At 63.9% G+C, this 15525-nt stretch carries 13 protein-coding genes and 1 tRNA gene; 9 read left to right on the top strand and 5 right to left on the bottom strand.

Annotated elements, in window-relative coordinates:
• The first annotated feature begins 39 nt into the window (after positions 1–39).
• The gene (dapF, locus tag LPC22_RS06095; RefSeq protein WP_229133131.1) at positions 40–1005 is read left to right on the top strand and encodes a diaminopimelate epimerase; all 966 of its coding nucleotides are present in this window, start codon (positions 40–42) and stop codon (positions 1003–1005) included.
• Here dapF and LPC22_RS06090 read toward each other — a convergent pair whose 3' ends face one another.
• The gene (locus LPC22_RS06090; protein WP_101432255.1) at positions 1006–1614 is read right to left on the bottom strand and encodes a vitamin K epoxide reductase family protein; all 609 of its coding nucleotides are present in this window, start codon (positions 1612–1614) and stop codon (positions 1006–1008) included.
• A 71-nt stretch (positions 1615–1685) separates the two neighbouring features.
• Between LPC22_RS06090 and LPC22_RS06085 the strand changes: the two genes are divergently transcribed.
• A complete protein-coding gene (locus LPC22_RS06085) occupies positions 1686–2573 on the top strand; it encodes a PHP domain-containing protein (protein WP_101432089.1) in 888 nt (295 codons plus the stop codon).
• 64 nt (positions 2574–2637) lie between these two features.
• On the opposite strand, the gene LPC22_RS06080 is transcribed toward LPC22_RS06085, so the two are convergent.
• Both LPC22_RS06080 and LPC22_RS06075 read right to left on the bottom strand, forming a co-directional pair.
• Positions 2638–2877 (bottom strand): DUF3107 domain-containing protein, encoded by a 240-nt coding sequence (locus LPC22_RS06080; RefSeq protein ID WP_144085453.1) that lies wholly within the window; start codon positions 2875–2877, stop codon positions 2638–2640.
• 89 nt (positions 2878–2966) lie between these two features.
• A complete protein-coding gene (locus LPC22_RS06075) occupies positions 2967–4595 on the bottom strand; it encodes a phosphotransferase family protein (protein WP_229133130.1) in 1629 nt (542 codons plus the stop codon).
• 103 nt (positions 4596–4698) lie between these two features.
• Here LPC22_RS06075 and LPC22_RS06070 point away from each other — a divergent pair, with 103 nt between their 5' ends.
• Entirely contained in the window at positions 4699–6189 is a 1491-nt protein-coding gene (locus LPC22_RS06070) for an ATP-dependent helicase (protein WP_229133129.1), read from the top strand.
• A 46-nt stretch (positions 6190–6235) separates the two neighbouring features.
• On the opposite strand, the gene LPC22_RS06065 is transcribed toward LPC22_RS06070, so the two are convergent.
• Complete coding sequence (locus LPC22_RS06065) at positions 6236–7873, bottom strand: zinc-dependent metalloprotease (RefSeq protein WP_229133128.1); 1638 nt, start codon at positions 7871–7873, stop codon at positions 6236–6238.
• 94 nt (positions 7874–7967) lie between these two features.
• Between LPC22_RS06065 and LPC22_RS06060 the strand changes: the two genes are divergently transcribed.
• Both LPC22_RS06060 and LPC22_RS06055 read left to right on the top strand, forming a co-directional pair.
• Complete coding sequence (locus LPC22_RS06060) at positions 7968–8834, top strand: S16 family serine protease (protein ID WP_229133127.1); 867 nt, start codon at positions 7968–7970, stop codon at positions 8832–8834.
• 51 nt (positions 8835–8885) lie between these two features.
• Positions 8886–9302 (top strand): DUF3052 domain-containing protein, encoded by a 417-nt coding sequence (locus LPC22_RS06055; RefSeq protein ID WP_045924062.1) that lies wholly within the window; start codon positions 8886–8888, stop codon positions 9300–9302.
• Positions 9303–9421: 119 nt separating this feature from the next.
• Here LPC22_RS06055 and LPC22_RS06050 read toward each other — a convergent pair whose 3' ends face one another.
• Positions 9422–10966, bottom strand: coding sequence for an MDR family MFS transporter (locus LPC22_RS06050; RefSeq protein ID WP_229133126.1), 1545 nt, complete (start codon positions 10964–10966; stop codon positions 9422–9424).
• A gap of 132 nt (positions 10967–11098) precedes the next feature.
• Between LPC22_RS06050 and LPC22_RS06045 the strand changes: the two genes are divergently transcribed.
• The 4 genes from LPC22_RS06045 (at position 11099) to ispG (ending at position 15473) form a co-directional block, all read left to right on the top strand.
• Positions 11099–11172: transfer RNA gene (locus tag LPC22_RS06045), tRNA-Val, on the top strand.
• A gap of 100 nt (positions 11173–11272) precedes the next feature.
• Positions 11273–12976 (top strand): DivIVA domain-containing protein, encoded by a 1704-nt coding sequence (locus tag LPC22_RS06040; RefSeq protein WP_229133125.1) that lies wholly within the window; start codon positions 11273–11275, stop codon positions 12974–12976.
• A complete protein-coding gene (dxr, locus tag LPC22_RS06035; RefSeq protein ID WP_229133124.1) occupies positions 12973–14247 on the top strand; it encodes a 1-deoxy-D-xylulose-5-phosphate reductoisomerase in 1275 nt (424 codons plus the stop codon). Before LPC22_RS06040 ends, dxr begins: the two co-directional genes overlap by 4 nt.
• Positions 14244–15473: a flavodoxin-dependent (E)-4-hydroxy-3-methylbut-2-enyl-diphosphate synthase gene (ispG, locus tag LPC22_RS06030; protein ID WP_180335377.1), complete on the top strand. Its 1230-nt coding sequence runs from the start codon at positions 14244–14246 to the stop codon at positions 15471–15473. Before dxr ends, ispG begins: the two co-directional genes overlap by 4 nt.
• The last annotated feature ends 52 nt before the right edge of the window (positions 15474–15525 follow it).

The following is a 15525-nucleotide window of genomic DNA, read 5'->3' as shown; positions in this document are numbered from 1 at the left end:
CCAGCCTAGCCTGTCGCCGAAGGGCCGTACGCTACAAGCATGAGTATTCCCCGGACTGTTTACAAAATGCAAGCCACCGGCAACGATTTTGTGGTCTACGCCGATCCCCGGGGGGATTTGGAGCCTACGGCCGACCAGGTGCGCTGGCTGTGCGACCGTCATTTCGGGGTCGGGGCCGACGGGGTCATCCGGCTGACCCATCCGGCTGATGTCAGCGACTTGAATCAGGACCAGGTGGATGCCTGCGATCGTTTCGGCTGTCAGTGGTTCATGGACTACCGCAATGCGGACGGATCACTGGCTCAGATGTGCGGCAACGGGACCCGGGCCATCACCCTCTTCGCCCAGAAGCAGGGGCTGACACCGACTATGGAAGGTTCCTCCTTCCTGCTGGGGACCCGGGCCGGGGTCAAGCGGATCGTCTCGCGCAGTCCGATGAAGTGCGACGGCGAGCATGTGTTCAAGGTCAAGGTCGGGGCCTGGCGGATGGGTCCGGTGGGGCAGCAGCTGGTCGACGGCGGCGCCCTGGGAGGCTCGGCTCCTGGCACCATGGTGGATATGGGCAATCCTCATGCAGTCGTTCTCACTGCAGTCGCTGCCGAATTGGAGGCCGGTGGACTGCCCGGGACCGTGACCGATCTGCTGGCCAGGACCGATCTGCCCGATCCGGGCGATCTGGACCTGTCGGCCCCGCCGCGGGTCAGGCCCGGGCTGGCTGAGGGGCAGAATGTGGAATTCCTGCGTCTGGATGCCCTGGATGCCGACAATGGCAGCGGTCGGGCCACCATGAGGGTCTATGAGCGTGGGGTGGGCGAGACCCTGTCCTGCGGGACCGGTCTGTGCGCCAGCGGCGTGCTGTTGCGAGCCCTGACCGGGGTTGACCACTGGACCATCCAGGTGGGCGGGGGCCGTCTGCAGGTGGATGTGGATCCGCAGGATGTGTGGCTGACTGGACCGGCCAGGATGGTCGCCCGTCTGACCCTGGAGCATGTGCCAGACTGCTGATCAGCCGAAGAGGGCGGATCCTTCCACAGCCAGGACGATAGTGGCCAGGGCGACCAGCCAGACCAGGTCGACCATCAGATCGAAATGCCGCTGATAGTATGTCAGCAGCCATCCCGACCTCTTGCGCGGCAGACCCTGCTGGATGACTGTGGCGTGGCTGAAGGCCATGAATTGCAGACTGGTGGCGAAGGTCATGACCAGGCACCAGGGGCAGAGGGCGTGGATGACGAAGAGCGACTGGGTGAACAGCCAGAGCGCGTAGGCCAGAGCGGCAAGCGAGGCCAGCCAGGTCCCTGCCGCCAGCAGCGTAGGCATCTTGATCCGGCACAGGCCCACTACGGCCAGCGTCAGGAAGACGGCCTCGGCGACCAGCCCCAGGAAGGCATTGGGGATCGGCAGGGTCCCCAGGCGGATCAGTTCGGCCTGGGGGGACTGGGCCACGGCTGAGCAGGAGACCACCGAGTTGATGTCACAGCTGAGCTGGCCCTGGGGGTGACGCGCCAGTTGCAGGGTTTCCGCTGACAGAACCAGGCTGGCGTAGAGCGCCGCAAACGAGGTCAGGGCGGCAATCAGATAGCTGGAAGGGGCTGACGAGGTCGGTTCGCTCATGGGGTCCATCACCTCAATGGTCGGGAGGGTTCTCTGAGACGGGAACGCGTTCACGAGTTTAGGATGGAGGCATGACGCATGAGGATACTGTCACGGTCTCCGGCTGGGACCTGCATTGCCACACCGTGTTCTCCGACGGCACCGTGACGCCCCGGGGGATGGTCGAGCAGGCGCGGCAGCTGGGACTGGAAGGTCTGGCCATCACCGACCATGACACCAATGCGGGCTGGGATGAGGCCCGTCAGGCGGCCCAGTCCCTGGGAATGCCCCTGCTGCCGGGCACCGAAATCACTGCGCAGGATGGCCGTGTCTCGGTTCACATGCTGGCCTACCTCTACGATCCCAAGGATCCAGTCATCGCCGGGCTCTTCGCCAAGACCAGGGAGGCCAGGCTGACCAGAACCAGGACCATGGTTGAGCGGATCTCCCGGGATTATCCGATCACCTGGCAGGATGTGCTGGACCAGGTCAAGGAGGGGTCGAAGACCACGGTGGGCCGCCCGCATATCGCCGATGCCCTGGTCAAGGCCGGTGTCTATGCCGACCGGAGCCAGGCCTTCGCCGGGGTCTGCTCCTCCAGGAGCGCCTACTACCTGCCTACTCCCTCGCCGACCACCCACCAGGTGCTGGCGGCCGTCAACCACGCAGGCGGTGTCCTGGTCGTCGCCCACCCTGGTGCGGTCAACCGTAATCCCGTCCTGCTCTCCGACCAACAGATTGCCACGCTGGCCAGAGAGGGACTGGGCGGACTGGAGGTCTGGCATCGGGACAATCCGCCTGAGCAGCGTCGACGGCTCATGGCCCTGGCCCAGCGTTGGGGGCTGCTGGTAACCGGAGGATCGGACTGGCACGGCCAAGGCAAGCCCAATCGCATGGGGGAGAACAGCACCAGTGGCGAGGTGGTGGCCCAAATCGTGGACAGGGCCCGGGGGAGCCGTCCGGTGGCCTGGAAGGGTTAGCGGATACGGATCGGGGGCGGTCGGACTACAAGGATCCAGCCGCCCCCGTCAGGCGATCACAGTCTCAGTCGGCGGAGCCTCCCAGGACACCGAAGCCGACCGGATGGGTGGTGTCTGAACCGACCACTGCGTAGCCCAGGGACTCCTTGGGAACGATGATGTGACGGCCCTTGTCGTCCACCAGATCGATGGGTCCGCCCTCGTTCAGGGCCTGGGCGATGTGGGCAGCCACCTCATCCGCCTTGGCATTGGTGCTGAAGTTGACCGTGCGGGCCACATTTTTGATGCCGAATTCGATATCCATTGCTACCTCCAAGGTTGTTCTCCGTCGCCCAGACCTGCCGGCCCACGGTTCTTCCGGTCTCATTATTCGCTGGCCCGGGTGATTACGCTCTAAGCGTCTCCCTGATGCTCCTCCGGGGAAGAGCCGCTTTCTGGCGGTGATGCCGATGCCTGTCCGTCTGCAGTGAGCGTGGGGGTCTGCTCGGGCAGGGGCTTTCTGGGAATGACGACGGTCTCAGCCTGATCGTTGGCGAGGGCTTGAGCTGACGAGGCATCATGCGGCTGGGAAGCGGTCTCTCCTGCCTCAGTCGAGGACTGGCTGTCTACGGACGCGTCGCTCGTTGCAGCCTTTGGATTCGCCTCGCCACCCGTATCCTTGTCGCCGGTGGCTGGACTGCCGATGCCGCGGAAGTGATCGCTCAGGCCTGATTCCTCTTCTTGGGCAACAGGAGCAACAGCTGGTGGCTTGGGTTGATTGTCGCTGCCAAGGTTTGTGCTCTGGGCCTGTCTGATGGGCTTATTCCTGGCTTCGGAATGGTCCATGGCGGTCTGGGTCTGAGCCAGGTCAGCCATTTCTGCCCTGCTGATGGCGATGGTGGCCGAGCTCTCATCCGAGGGTTCGAAGGAGGGTTCCTTAGGTGAGGTTGCCGCATCTGCCGCGGCGAGGCCCTGTTTTGATGCCGGATTCTCGGCATTGTCGTCGCCGAGCAGGGTGCCCACGGTGATGGTGGAGGGTGCCCCAGTGGGTGACGAACCGGAAGTCTGCTGCTGACGACGGGCGCGCTGGTTCTGCTCGTGGTCGCCCAACTGCTGGGCCAGACGCTCCACCTGGGCCTTGAATTGGATGATCCGTTCGTTGTCGGCATGATCCAGGGCGGTGATGAAGTCGCCCACCTGCTCCATCTGCAGCCAGAGGTTGGCCCTGAGCATGATCAGGTCGTCCAGCCGGGCCCCCATCATCCTGCCGTAGGCCGCGATGACGGCGTTGCGGCGGGACCCGTCCAGCTTGGCGAAGATCCAGGCCAGGTCACGGGCAGGATCGTTGACCTGCATGTCCTGCCAGCCGTAGACCCCGCTGAGTCCGGAGCCCGCGTAGAGCAAATCGCCGTCGGAGAAGCCTCCGTGTACGGTGCAGGTTTCAAAGGACCAGAGCCCCTCGGTTGCCACGATGGAGGCCCAGGAATCGGTGATTTCCTTGGGCACATGGCCATCCATGCGCAGCCGTTTGATCCATCCCCGCAGCTGGGCCGCGATCTGGGCAGTGGAGAAGGCCGGATAGCCGTGGGTTTTCAGAAAATCAGGGCGCACCCGGTGGATGGCGCCGATGGCGGTGCCCGCGGCGGTGCATTCGTTCAGGGTCAGCAGGTGGAGGGGACGGATTCGCCCTGGGCAGTGGGTCATGACGGCAACAGCGGTGGTGCCGGTCGGACTGTCCGCCTTCTCGCCGGGCTGGTAGGCCAGGATGCGCTCGACCCGGAAGCCCATGGCCGCCATCTCCTTGGCATCGGCCAGGGCCTGAGCCGCTTTGACCCGAGCGCCCAACCGACGCTTGCCGGCCTCCGAGCTGGTGGCCCAGACGTCATAGACATTGCCGGTCGCGTCCTGGACCACGGCGCAGTCCACGCCCTGCGCACGGTCCAGGCTGCTGAGCTGGTCGCAGTCCCGCGCGCCGGTCATGGGCACCTCGGGCATGGCGGCCGACGCCAGGGCGGCCAGGGTCAGCTTCGTTCGTTCACTCACATTCTCAAGGATAATACAAGGACCGTTGTGGATATGGTTGTCCACTTGACCACATGGGCACGCCGCCGCCGGTTCCGGTACCGGCCTTTGACACAATGGGGGTGTGCAAGAGGATGAGGAACGATTGCTGGAGGGTCTGGACCCCGCCCAGCGGCAGGCGGCCACCGTGCTCGACGGGCCTGTGCGAATCGTCGCGGGCGCCGGGGCTGGCAAGACCAGAACCATCACCCGGCGGATGGCCTATGCCTGCGCCAGTGGAAGCTGGGAGCCCTCCAGAACCTTGGCAGTGACATTTTCGGTCCGTGCCGCAGCCGAGATGCGTGATCGTCTCACCAAGCTTGGCGTGTCGGCCTCTCTGCAGGCGGCGACCTTTCACTCGGCGGCCCTGCACCAGCTCAGGCGGGTCTGGCCCCAGGTCAGCGAGACCTACCCTCCCGACCTGATTGAGGATGTGGGTCCCCTGGTGTCCTCCGCCTACCAGCGGGTCTGCGGGCAGGAGGCCGACCCGGGCCAGGTCAGGGACCTGACTGCGGAGATCAACTGGGCCAAGGTGGGGCTGATCGCCCCCCAGGATTACGTTCGGGTCTGTGCGGCCAGCCACCGTCTGCCGCCGGCCGGTCTGGAGGCTGATCGGATGGCCGACCTGTACACGGTCTTCGAGAGCTCCAAGGCCGCCCACAATCAGATGGACTTCAACGATATTCTTCTGCTGGTCTGCCACATTTTGGAAGAGGGCGGCCGGGCTGCTGCTGACATTAGAGACCGCATCGGCTGGCTGACTGTGGACGAGTACCAGGATGTCTCGCCCCTCCAGCACCGCCTGCTCAAGCTTTGGCTCAACGGCAGGCAGAACCTGTGCGTGGTGGGGGACCCGGCCCAGACCATCTACTCCTTCGCTGGAGCCACCTCCTACTATTTGCTGAATTTCCCCCAGGAATTTCCGGGCATCAAGGCCGATCTGGACCTGTCCACCGACTACCGGTCCACGGGAAGGGTGGTTCACTACGCCAATGGCATTCTGGCTCGCTCGCCGGTGCGTGACGACTACCTGAAGCTGAAATCAGCCCGTCAGGAGGGCAGCAGGGTCGCGATGACCCGTTACGAGGACGATGGTGATGAGGCTGGGGCCGTGGCCTCCCGTATATCCTCCATGATCCGGAAGGGGGCCCGGCCAGGCCAGTTTGCAATCCTGACGCGGATCAACGCCCAGCAGACCCTGATCTGCCGTGCCCTGCACGAACGCGGAATCGGCTACCGGGTGCGCACGGAGTCGGGCTGGCAGAACCAGTCGGTCGATCTGAGCAAACATGAGGTGCTGGAGCAGCTGGAGAGCGGCATGGGCCAGGGGAGGGTCACGGTCTCCACCATTCATGCTGCCAAGGGGCTGGAGTTCGCCCATGTCTTCATCGTGGGCTGTGCCGAGGGGCTGATTCCCTTTGGCTCACCGCCCGAGGGGGATGCTCTGGAGGAGGAGCGCCGCCTTATGTATGTAGGGGTGACCCGAGCAGAGGACACCCTGCATCTTTCCTATGCAGAGCACAAGGATGGCAGCGCCTTTGCCCGGCGCGCTCCCAGCCGGTTCATTCACCGCTGAGCGCTATCGATTCGGCCCCTCGGAACGCGGGGAGAGGGAGTGCGATTCAAGCTTGGTTGCCGTCCGAATCGCCCTTGTCTGAGTTGTTCTGGTCCGGGTGACCGCTGTCGGGGTCCTTGGGATCGGTGCCGGCGCTTTTCTGATTGCCGGGGGCTTCGTGGTCTGAATGCTCCTGGTCATTTGAAGCGTCGGAATCGGAAGCGTCGGAGTCTGCAGGGGTGGCCAGATCGGCAGAGGAATCCTTGTCTTCGGCATTCAGCAGTTTGTCCAGCTCGGCATCCCAGTCCACCGAGGTGGCGGAAGTGGAGGCCTTCTGCTCGGATTGCCCATCTGTAGAGGTGGATGTTCCGCCCTGTCCGCCTTCGTCCTTGACAGGCATGGAAGGCAGCAGGTCAGGATGGGACCAGTGGCCGTCACGGCCCTGGACTCCCTCCTCGGCGGTGATGCGCTCCCAGAGGTCGGCGGCCTCGCGCAGCCGCTTGGGGTGAAGATGCAGGCCCAGCAGGGACTCGAAGGTCTGCTCGGCCGGCCCTCCCACGGCGCGCTCGCGTCGGGTCATCTCCCGCAGCTGCTCCAGGTGGGGCAGGTGGGCCATGCCGGCATTCCAGACCACGCAATCCACCCAGCCATCCACCAGGGCCAGCAGGTCGCCCAGGCTGTGCAGGGCCTCCTTCTGCTCAGGGGTGTCCTCGATGCCGACATTGCTGAGGTTGATGGCGCCGGCGATGGATTCGGGATTGATCTGGTCGGCGTCGCGCAGCTGATCCTCCACCGCGTCCAGGTCGATGGAGACCCCCCGGGCGTACTTGCCGATCAGGGCCTCGAAGCGCGGCATCAGCCAGGGGACGGCGGCGTAGAGCCGGGCGTGGGCGGCCTCCTTGAGGGCCATGTAACGGGTGACCTCGTCCAGATCCAGTTCCAATGATTTGGCGTAGGCCTTGATGTTCTGGGGTATGAGGGCTCCGGCGGGGTTCTTCAGCAACGGGATGCCCTGGTCGAATCCTCCGCGGACCTCCTTGGCCAGCTCGCCGGCGGCCTGCCCCAGCTGCATGGCGAACGAGGTGTTCCCCAGCAGTCTCATCAGCGTGGTCGGATCCTTGAGATTGTCGGGCAGGGGGATGGGCACAGGTCCGGCGAACATCCCCGAAATCTCGCCCTGATCGAAACCTTGGAAGCGCTGGTTTATGACGGAGGTCAGGGCCTCGCTGACCGCCTGGGCCACAGGCGAGGCGAACTGGACCCAGGCGTCTATGCTGCCCTCGATCCATCCGGCACGGGTCAAGGCTTCTGTCTGGCCTGGGGCGGGGTCGAAGGAGCAGACGGCGTCCAGCCAGAGGTTGGCCTCGCTCATGACCCGGGCCACCCGCTCGCTGTCCTCGGCTGTGACGGTGGTATCGGACTGGTCGGCCCTGGTGCGTCCCAGGGCGATGTTCTTGGCCAGGGCAACGTTGATGGGCCCCTGGTCGGCCTGGGCCTGCATGTCAGCCGGCGTGTTCAGCCCTCCGGCCGTGAAAGCCTGAATCAGGGCCTGGACCTCGGCGGGTTTGGGCAGCTGATCGGCTCCCTGGGCCGCCATCTGCGAGCGGATGGACTCAGGCAGCTGTGAGAACTGACTCCAGGCCAGCTCGCCCTGCACCGGGCCGAAGCACTCGATGAGCCATTGGTGGATTGCATTCTCGTCCATTGCTTTGATTCCAGTCCTCGCCAAGGCAGGCCGTCCGCCATCGAGGTCGACGTCTGCCGGGATTATCGTCTTCATCAACCATAATATTGGAGCTATGACACTTCCGCACGGGAAATCGGATCACTGCGCCACAGGCGCACCCGAAAGGCAAATCGGGACGCTTGGCGGACCCACCCGCAAAATGCTGGTCGGCGGTCTTCTGATCATTCTGGCCCTCCTGGTGCTTTTCCTCCCCTCGCCCTATACCATCGAGACGCCCGGACCCACTCAGGATGTGCTGGGAAGTTCAAAAGGCTCACCGGTCATCAAGGTCAAGGGCGGCCAGGTCCACCATGACAAGGGCCGTCTGCTGATGACCACGGTCAATGCCCGCGGAATCCCCGGTTATCCGGCCTCCAATCTGGATGCTCTGGTGGGCTGGGCCGACCCCCACGCCACGGTGCTTCCCCAGGAGGCCGTGGTGCCTCCCGGGCAGAGTGTGGAGGAGTACAAGCGCCAGGAGCAGGGTGATATGCACGGCTCCCAGAAGGCTGCCTCGGCCCAGGCTCTGGCCTTCCTCAAGGCCCGGGGATATGACGTCTCAGGCCTGCAGTTCAGCATGAGGGTGGCCGACATCGGCGGTCCCTCGGCCGGGCTCATGTACACCCTGGGAGCCATCGACAAGATCACTCCGGAGCAGGAGACAGGCGGTCTGACCATCGCAGGTACCGGCACTATGGACCAGAAGGGACGGGTCGGTGCCATCGGCGGCATCCAGCTGAAGATGCTGGGCGCCAGGCGGGACGGCGCCACCTGGTTCCTGGCCCCGGCGGCTAATTGCCCACAGGTGGCAGGCCATGTGCCACAGGGCCTGCGCGACGTGCGGGTATCCACCTTGGACGAGGCCTACAAGGCCCTGGTGGCCATCGGCCATGGCCAGGGGGAGGGGCTGCCCCGCTGCACAGCCGCCAAGGGCAGATAAGACAAGGCCGGTCCAATTGGTGAATTCCGGCAGTCTTGTTATGCTGAAGCCGTGGCTGAGACTACAACCTATACAGCGGAAGAGTTCGGTTTCCATCCCGGCGATATCGTTCAGGAATGGATGTGGGACGATGATGTCGACGACGGGATCCGGACCAGGATCGAGGATCTGACCGGCGAAGAGCTGGTGGACGAGGACTATGACGCAGCCGTGGATGGGGTCATCATCTGGTGGCGGGACGGCGATGCCGAGGACGATCTGGCAGATACCATCATGGATGCCTCGGCCATGGTCAACAAGGGTGCGCCCTTCTGGGTGCTGACTCCCAAACCCGGCAGACCGGGGGCATCGGCGCCAGGGGTCGTTTCCAATGCGGCCAAGACCGCGGGCATGAACGCCCTGATGCCCACCACCGCCAGCAAGGATTGGAACGCCACCCAGCTGCGGGCTTTCGGCAAGGGCAAGTAAGTTTCTCTGGCTGCAGAAGCGCCAATGAACGAGGTGGTGGACATCAGGATCAACCGTGCCCACCACCTCGCTCTCTTTCATCAGGGATTCCCTCAGGAATCCAATCTGGCCAGCAGCCCTTACTGCTCGCCCTTCTCAGCAATGGCCGGAGAAGCCGTCGTGGCCTTGTTCTGATATTCGGCCAGCAGGGTGCGCGAACGGATATCGCAGAGGTTGGCCACCAGGGCCAGGATCAGAATGACCAGGCCCACCAGGAAGATCCAATGCAGGCCGTCGAAGACGATGGTGCGGGCCGGGCCCAGCAGACGCGATGGAATGCTCCCTGCCGTGGCCGGGTTGATCATGCTGTTCATCATGTCCTCGGTCAGTCCCTTATGCTCAGGCACCTCGCGGGCGATGACCGTATTCATGACGATGCCGAAGATGGAGACCATCAGGGTCTGCCCCAGGGAACGGGCCAGGGTGTTGAAGCTGGTCGAGGCGCCCACGTCGCCTGAGGGCACCACACTCTGGGCGGTGATGGTCGAGGTGGTGATGGTCAGGCCGAAGCCGAAGCCGACCACGGCCGAGATGACCAGGAAGACCCAGTAGGCGGTGGCTTGGGGGACGGCTATGTAGCAGATGCAGGCCGTCAGAATGAAGGCCAGACCGATGTTGGTGGCCCGGTGCGGCGGGTGGTGCATGGTCAGCGGTCCGGCCAGGTAGGCGCCCAGGAGCCAGAGAATGGAGGAGGGGGTGACCACGAAGCCGCCCAGCGAAGGGTTCATTCCCAGAACAGACTGCATCCAGATGGGCATGTAGGTGTCAAAGCCCATGAGGAATCCGGCCACCAGGAGCATGCAGATGTTCTGGATGACGAAGGTTCTGATGCGGAAGAGCCGCAGGGGCAGGATGGGATCCTCCTGGCGGCCCTCCACATGAAGCAGCAGGGCAAAGGTGACCAGGGTGGCCGCAGCCAGGACCAGGGTAATTCGCGTATCGCCCGCCGATCCCAGGCTCTGCAGGCAGAGCATCAGGCAGATCAGGCAGACGCTGAGCAGCCCGATGCCGATGTAGTCGACGCGGGTTTCACGCGCCTTAATATGCTCGCTCAGGAAAATCTGGATCATGATGATGACCAGCAGGCCGATGGGCACGTTGATGGCGAAGACCCAGTGCCAGCTTATCTGCTGGACGATGAAGCCTCCCAGCAGGGGGGCGATGATGGAGGCGATGCCCCAGGCCGAGCCGTTCAGGCCGATCATGCCCGCCCGCTTGTCCAGGGGATAGATGTCGGCCAGGACCGTGTAGGTCAGCGGCTGGATGGCGCCGGCCCCCAGGCCCTGCAGAAAACGGGCGCCGATCAGCTGGGGCATGGACTGGGAGAGGGCGCACAGGGTGGATCCGATCACGAAGACCAGCAGTCCGATGGTCAGCAGCGGCTTGCGGCCAAAGCGGTCCGAAAGCTTGCCGTAGATGGGCGTGGTGACCGCTGTCATGAGCAGATAGATGGAGTAGACCCAGTTCATGATGGACAGCCCATGCAGGTCCCCGATGATGGTGGGCATGGCGGTGGAGACGATGGTCCCCTCGATGGCCGTCATGAAGGTGGCGATGAAGACCGCCACCGTCACCAGGGTGCGGTTGGTCTTCCTGCCGCTGCCTGTATCGACTGTCTGTGACAATCCGAACCCCCCTTTTATACGGTGTATATGGTGTGTTTCTCTTCTTTTTGCGGACAAGGCCCGCGAATTCCTAGTGGATTATAGCCGCACCGTGCGGCCTTGTCACCGTGTATTCTGCTAAGGTAGTGTGCTGGTCCCGTGGCTCAGTTGGTTAGAGCGCCACCTTTACACGGTGGATGTCCCCGGTTCGAGTCCGGGCGGGACCACAGGGGTTTTTAGGGGGCGTGCCCGAAGTCGCGTCTTAGCGCTCACGTAGAATCGATGCACGACGATCGTTGGCAAGAAAGGTCAGGAGGTCGATGCCTGATGTCAGCTAAGCCTGATGCCCGTGGAACCGAGGCGACCATCGCGCGCTCGGGCAAGCGCAAGTGGGGATATGACACCAAGCAGGTGGATGCCTTCCTGGAGCGGGCGCACTCGCTCTATGAGAGCCAGGACCCTGATCTGACCCAGGAGGAGATAGCCAACGCCTCCTTCGACCTGTGCAAGAACGGCTACATCATCACCCAGGTGGACGCAGCCCTCTCCCGACTGGAGAGGGTGATTTCCGACAGGCAGACCAGCCTGGAGATAGCCCGGGTGGGCGTGGATGGTTGGACGACCAGAATGGTCAGTCTGCAATCGGAGCTGACCACTCATGCCGGCAGGCCCTCAGGCAGCGTCTTCAAGCGCGGGGATCCCGGCATGCCCTCATACGACTGCAAGCAGGTGGAGCGGCTGATCGAGCAGGTCCTCAATAAGACTTCTGACCAGCTCAACCTGCAGGAGGGGCGGAAGACGGACTCGGGCAAGTCGAAGAACACCGACATCACGGCTGACCGCGTCTCCAACGTCATCTTCACCCAGCGGCGGGGGCCCAAGGGTTATGACGAGCGCCAGGTGGACTTCTTCCTGGCCAAGGCCGTCGAGCTTCTGGAGCAGCTGGAGTCCTTCGCCAGGGTCAGCGAGAGGGCCAAGAGAGCAAGCGCGAGTTCAACGGCGCCTGCCGCTGTTCCTGCGCAATCGCAGCTTCCTGTGCAGGACTCTTCAGCCTCGGGCGTTCAGCCGCTGATCGGACAGAGTCAGGAACCCGCTTGGAGCATCCCCAATGCTTCCCCTGTTGCGGAGGACCAAAGCAGTCAGGACGATTTCGCTCAACTGCATCAGGCGGAACGGGCCATCTTCGATGCTCCCGCTGCCAGCACGCAGACGGTGCCGACGGCCCAGCCCAACAGCTCCCTGAGTGCCCTGGCTTCAGCGGTCAACCAGCGACTGGCTCAGGACGGCGCTGGAGCGGCTGTGGATACTGGTGTTGATACACCTTCAACAGCTTCAGCCCGGTCTGCATCCTCAGTCGATGTCGGCGGCGGAGCGGCCGTTGCTCCTGCAAATCCGGCTGTCTCCGGTCGGCCTGAATCAGTCATGCCCACCTCTGCGCTAGCCAGCTATACACCTGCAGTCCCCGCTGCAGGATCAGCTGCACCTGCGTCGGCTGCGCAATCCATGCCTGTCAACTCGACGGCCTCTTCTTCGCCTTCCCAAGCACCGCAGACTCCTGAGCCGACGGTATTCCAGCCGACCCCTTCGACACTTGCCGCATCCGCCCCGTCCACCTCGACGGGGGCTGCGTTCGTTCCTACCACAGGTCCGGCATCGCCGGCGTTCCCCTCGAGCGATGCTGACGCTCACAACTCGTCTGCGCCAGGATCCACCTCAGTTATCTCTTCGCCGTTCGTTGACGGCCCTCTGGGCGCAGGCGGGCCCTTGGGCAGCTACGAGGAGCCGGCACCAGCAGCACCTGAGACCCAGGAGCGTCCTTGGGCCGAAACAGCCGAAAGCAGCACGGATACGCCCGACTGGGCCAAGCCTCGGTACTCACAAAACACGCAGGGGAACAAGCAGGACCAGGATCCGGATTCCTACCTGAACTCCCTGCTCAACCAGGATCTGCCCAAGATGGATCTGGACATCCCTGATATTTCATTCCCGGCCTTCGGCGACGAGGGGGAGCAGGATAAAGGCGGTCGATGAGTCAGTTGGCAGTGATGAGCGAAGGCGTGCAGGCCGGTTTGCCGGTCGAGCGTGAACGTACCCTGGCGGATTGGTCGCCCAGGGCCGATGCCGACCAGTCTCGCAGTCTGGTCATCCTGGGATCCACAGGATCCATCGGTACACAGGCCTTGGATCTGATCAGTCGACATAGGGATCGGTTCCAGGTGACTGGATTGGCCGCCGGTGGCGCCCATGTCGAACTGTTGGCCCGTCAGGCCCGTGATTTTGGCGTGACCCGTCTGGCTCTGGCCGACAAGGCCCAGCTTCCGGCCCTGCAGCAGGCGCTCAAGGCCTTGGGATTGACTGGTATCCAAGTAGAAGCAGGCATGGATGCGGTCCAGGCTCTGGCCGGCTCCGGCAGCGATCTGGTCCTCAACGGCATCACCGGATCAGTCGGTCTGCGCCCGTCCATTGCGGCCCTGCAGGCCGGATCCCAGCTGGCTCTGGCCAACAAGGAGTCCGTGGTGGCCGGCGGCCATCTGCTCTTTGATGCCGAGATACGGCCGGGTCAGATCAACCCGGTCGACTCCGAGCATTCAGCCATCTGGCAGTCTCTGCGTTCGGGGCAGCATGGAGAGGTGGCCCGTCTGGTGGTCACGGCATCGGGAGGTCCTTTCCGGGGCTGGAGCCGCCAAGCCATGCGCGAGGTCACCCCTGAGCAGGCCCTGAATCATCCGACCTGGTCCATGGGTCCGGTGGTCACCATCAACTCATCCACTATGGTCAACAAGGGGCTGGAGGTCATCGAGGCCAGCAGGCTCTTCCGGATCGAGCCCGAGCGGATCACCGTGGTGGTCCACCCCCAGTCCGTGGTCCACTCCATGGTCCAGTTCCAGGACGGGGCCACCATAAGCCAGGCTTCCCCTCCGGATATGCGCCTGCCCATCGCCCTGGGCCTTTCGGCGCCCGCCCGTCTTGACCATGTGGCTATGGCCTGCGACTGGTCCAAGGCCAGCACCTGGACTTTCGAGCCCTTGGACGACCAGGCGTTCCCGGCGGTCAACCTGGCCAGGCGGGCCCTGGGAAGCTGCGAGCCCATGACCGCGGTCTTCAATGCCGCCAACGAGCAGGCGGTCCGGGCCTTCCTGGATCACCGGCTGCCCTACCTGGGCATCGTCGAAACCATCCGTTCGGTCATGGATGCCATGGAAACGCATCTTCCGGGAACATTCACATCCGTGGAGGTAATGGAGCAAGTCGAGCATGAGGCACGCCAAAGGGCCGATGCTTTGATAGACATGACAGCGTGAGTAGCATTCCCAAGACCGAACAGTCAACATCCTCTCAGGGGTTCCGCAAGACAGGCGAGCAGGCCATCAGCCAGACTCCGCTGCATCCTCGTCGCCGCTCCCGTCGGATCATGGTGGGGCCTGTGCCGGTCGGCGGGGGAGCCCCCATATCAGTGCAGTCCATGACCAACACGGTCACCGCTGACATCAATGCCACCCTGCAGCAGATCGCCGAGCTGGCCGCCGCCGGCTGCGACATCGTACGGGTGGCTGTGCCCAGCCAGGACGATGCCGACGCGCTTCCCATCATTGCCAAGAAGTCGCCCATCCCGGTCATCGCCGACATTCACTTCCAGAGCAAGTACGTCTTCCAGGCCATCGATGCGGGCTGCGCAGCCGTCAGGGTCAACCCGGGCAACATCCGCAAGTTCGACCAGGTCGGCCCCGAGATCTGCAAGGCCGCCACCGATGCAGGCATCTCCCTGCGCATCGGTGTCAATGCCGGCAGCCTTGACAAGGACATTTACGCCCGCTACGGCGGACCCACCCCTGAGGCCCTGGTCGCCTCGGCTTTGAAAGAGGCCCACATGTTCGAGGACGTGGGCTTCCATGACTTCAAGATCTCCGTCAAGCACCACGATCCCGTCACCACGGTCCAGACCTACAGGCTTCTGGCCTCCAAGGGCGACTGGCCCCTGCACCTGGGCGTGACCGAGGCCGGGCCCTCCTGGCAGGGGACCATCAAGTCCTGCCTGGCCTTCGGCGCACTTCTGGCCGAGGGCATCGGCGACACTATTCGTGTTTCCCTGTCCGCACCGCCTGTGGAAGAGGTCAAGGTGGGCTGCAAGATTCTGGAGTACCTAGGGTTGCGCCAGCGCCACTTCGACATCATCTCCTGCCCCTCCTGCGGCAGAGCCCAGGTGGATGTGATCGAACTGGCCAAGGAGGTCACCGAGGGGCTCAAGGACATCACCGCCCCCATCCGGGTGGCCGTCATGGGCTGCATCGTCAATGGACCTGGCGAGGCCAGGGAGGCCGACCTGGGGGTGGCTTCGGGCAACGGCAAGGGCCAGATCATCATCAAGGGCAAGGTGGTGCAGACCGTGCCCGAGGACCAGATTGTCCCCACGCTGCTGGAACGGGCCAAGGAAATCGCCGCCCAGATGGATGCCAAGGCGGCGGCCCAGGGTGAAACTTTGCCGGAGGCAGGGCCCATGGTGGTCCCGGTCACCGGCCGCGCCAGCTGAGGGCGTAAGCGCCATCCCCGCCACCGGTTACAATGGCCGACGTGTCCCAAGA

Origin of the sequence: Bifidobacterium mizhiense (genome assembly GCF_020884755.1) — a bacterium.
GTDB classification, from domain to species: Bacteria; Actinomycetota; Actinomycetes; order Actinomycetales; family Bifidobacteriaceae; genus Bombiscardovia; species Bombiscardovia mizhiensis.
This window is presented reverse-complemented; position numbering and strand designations above follow the sequence as displayed.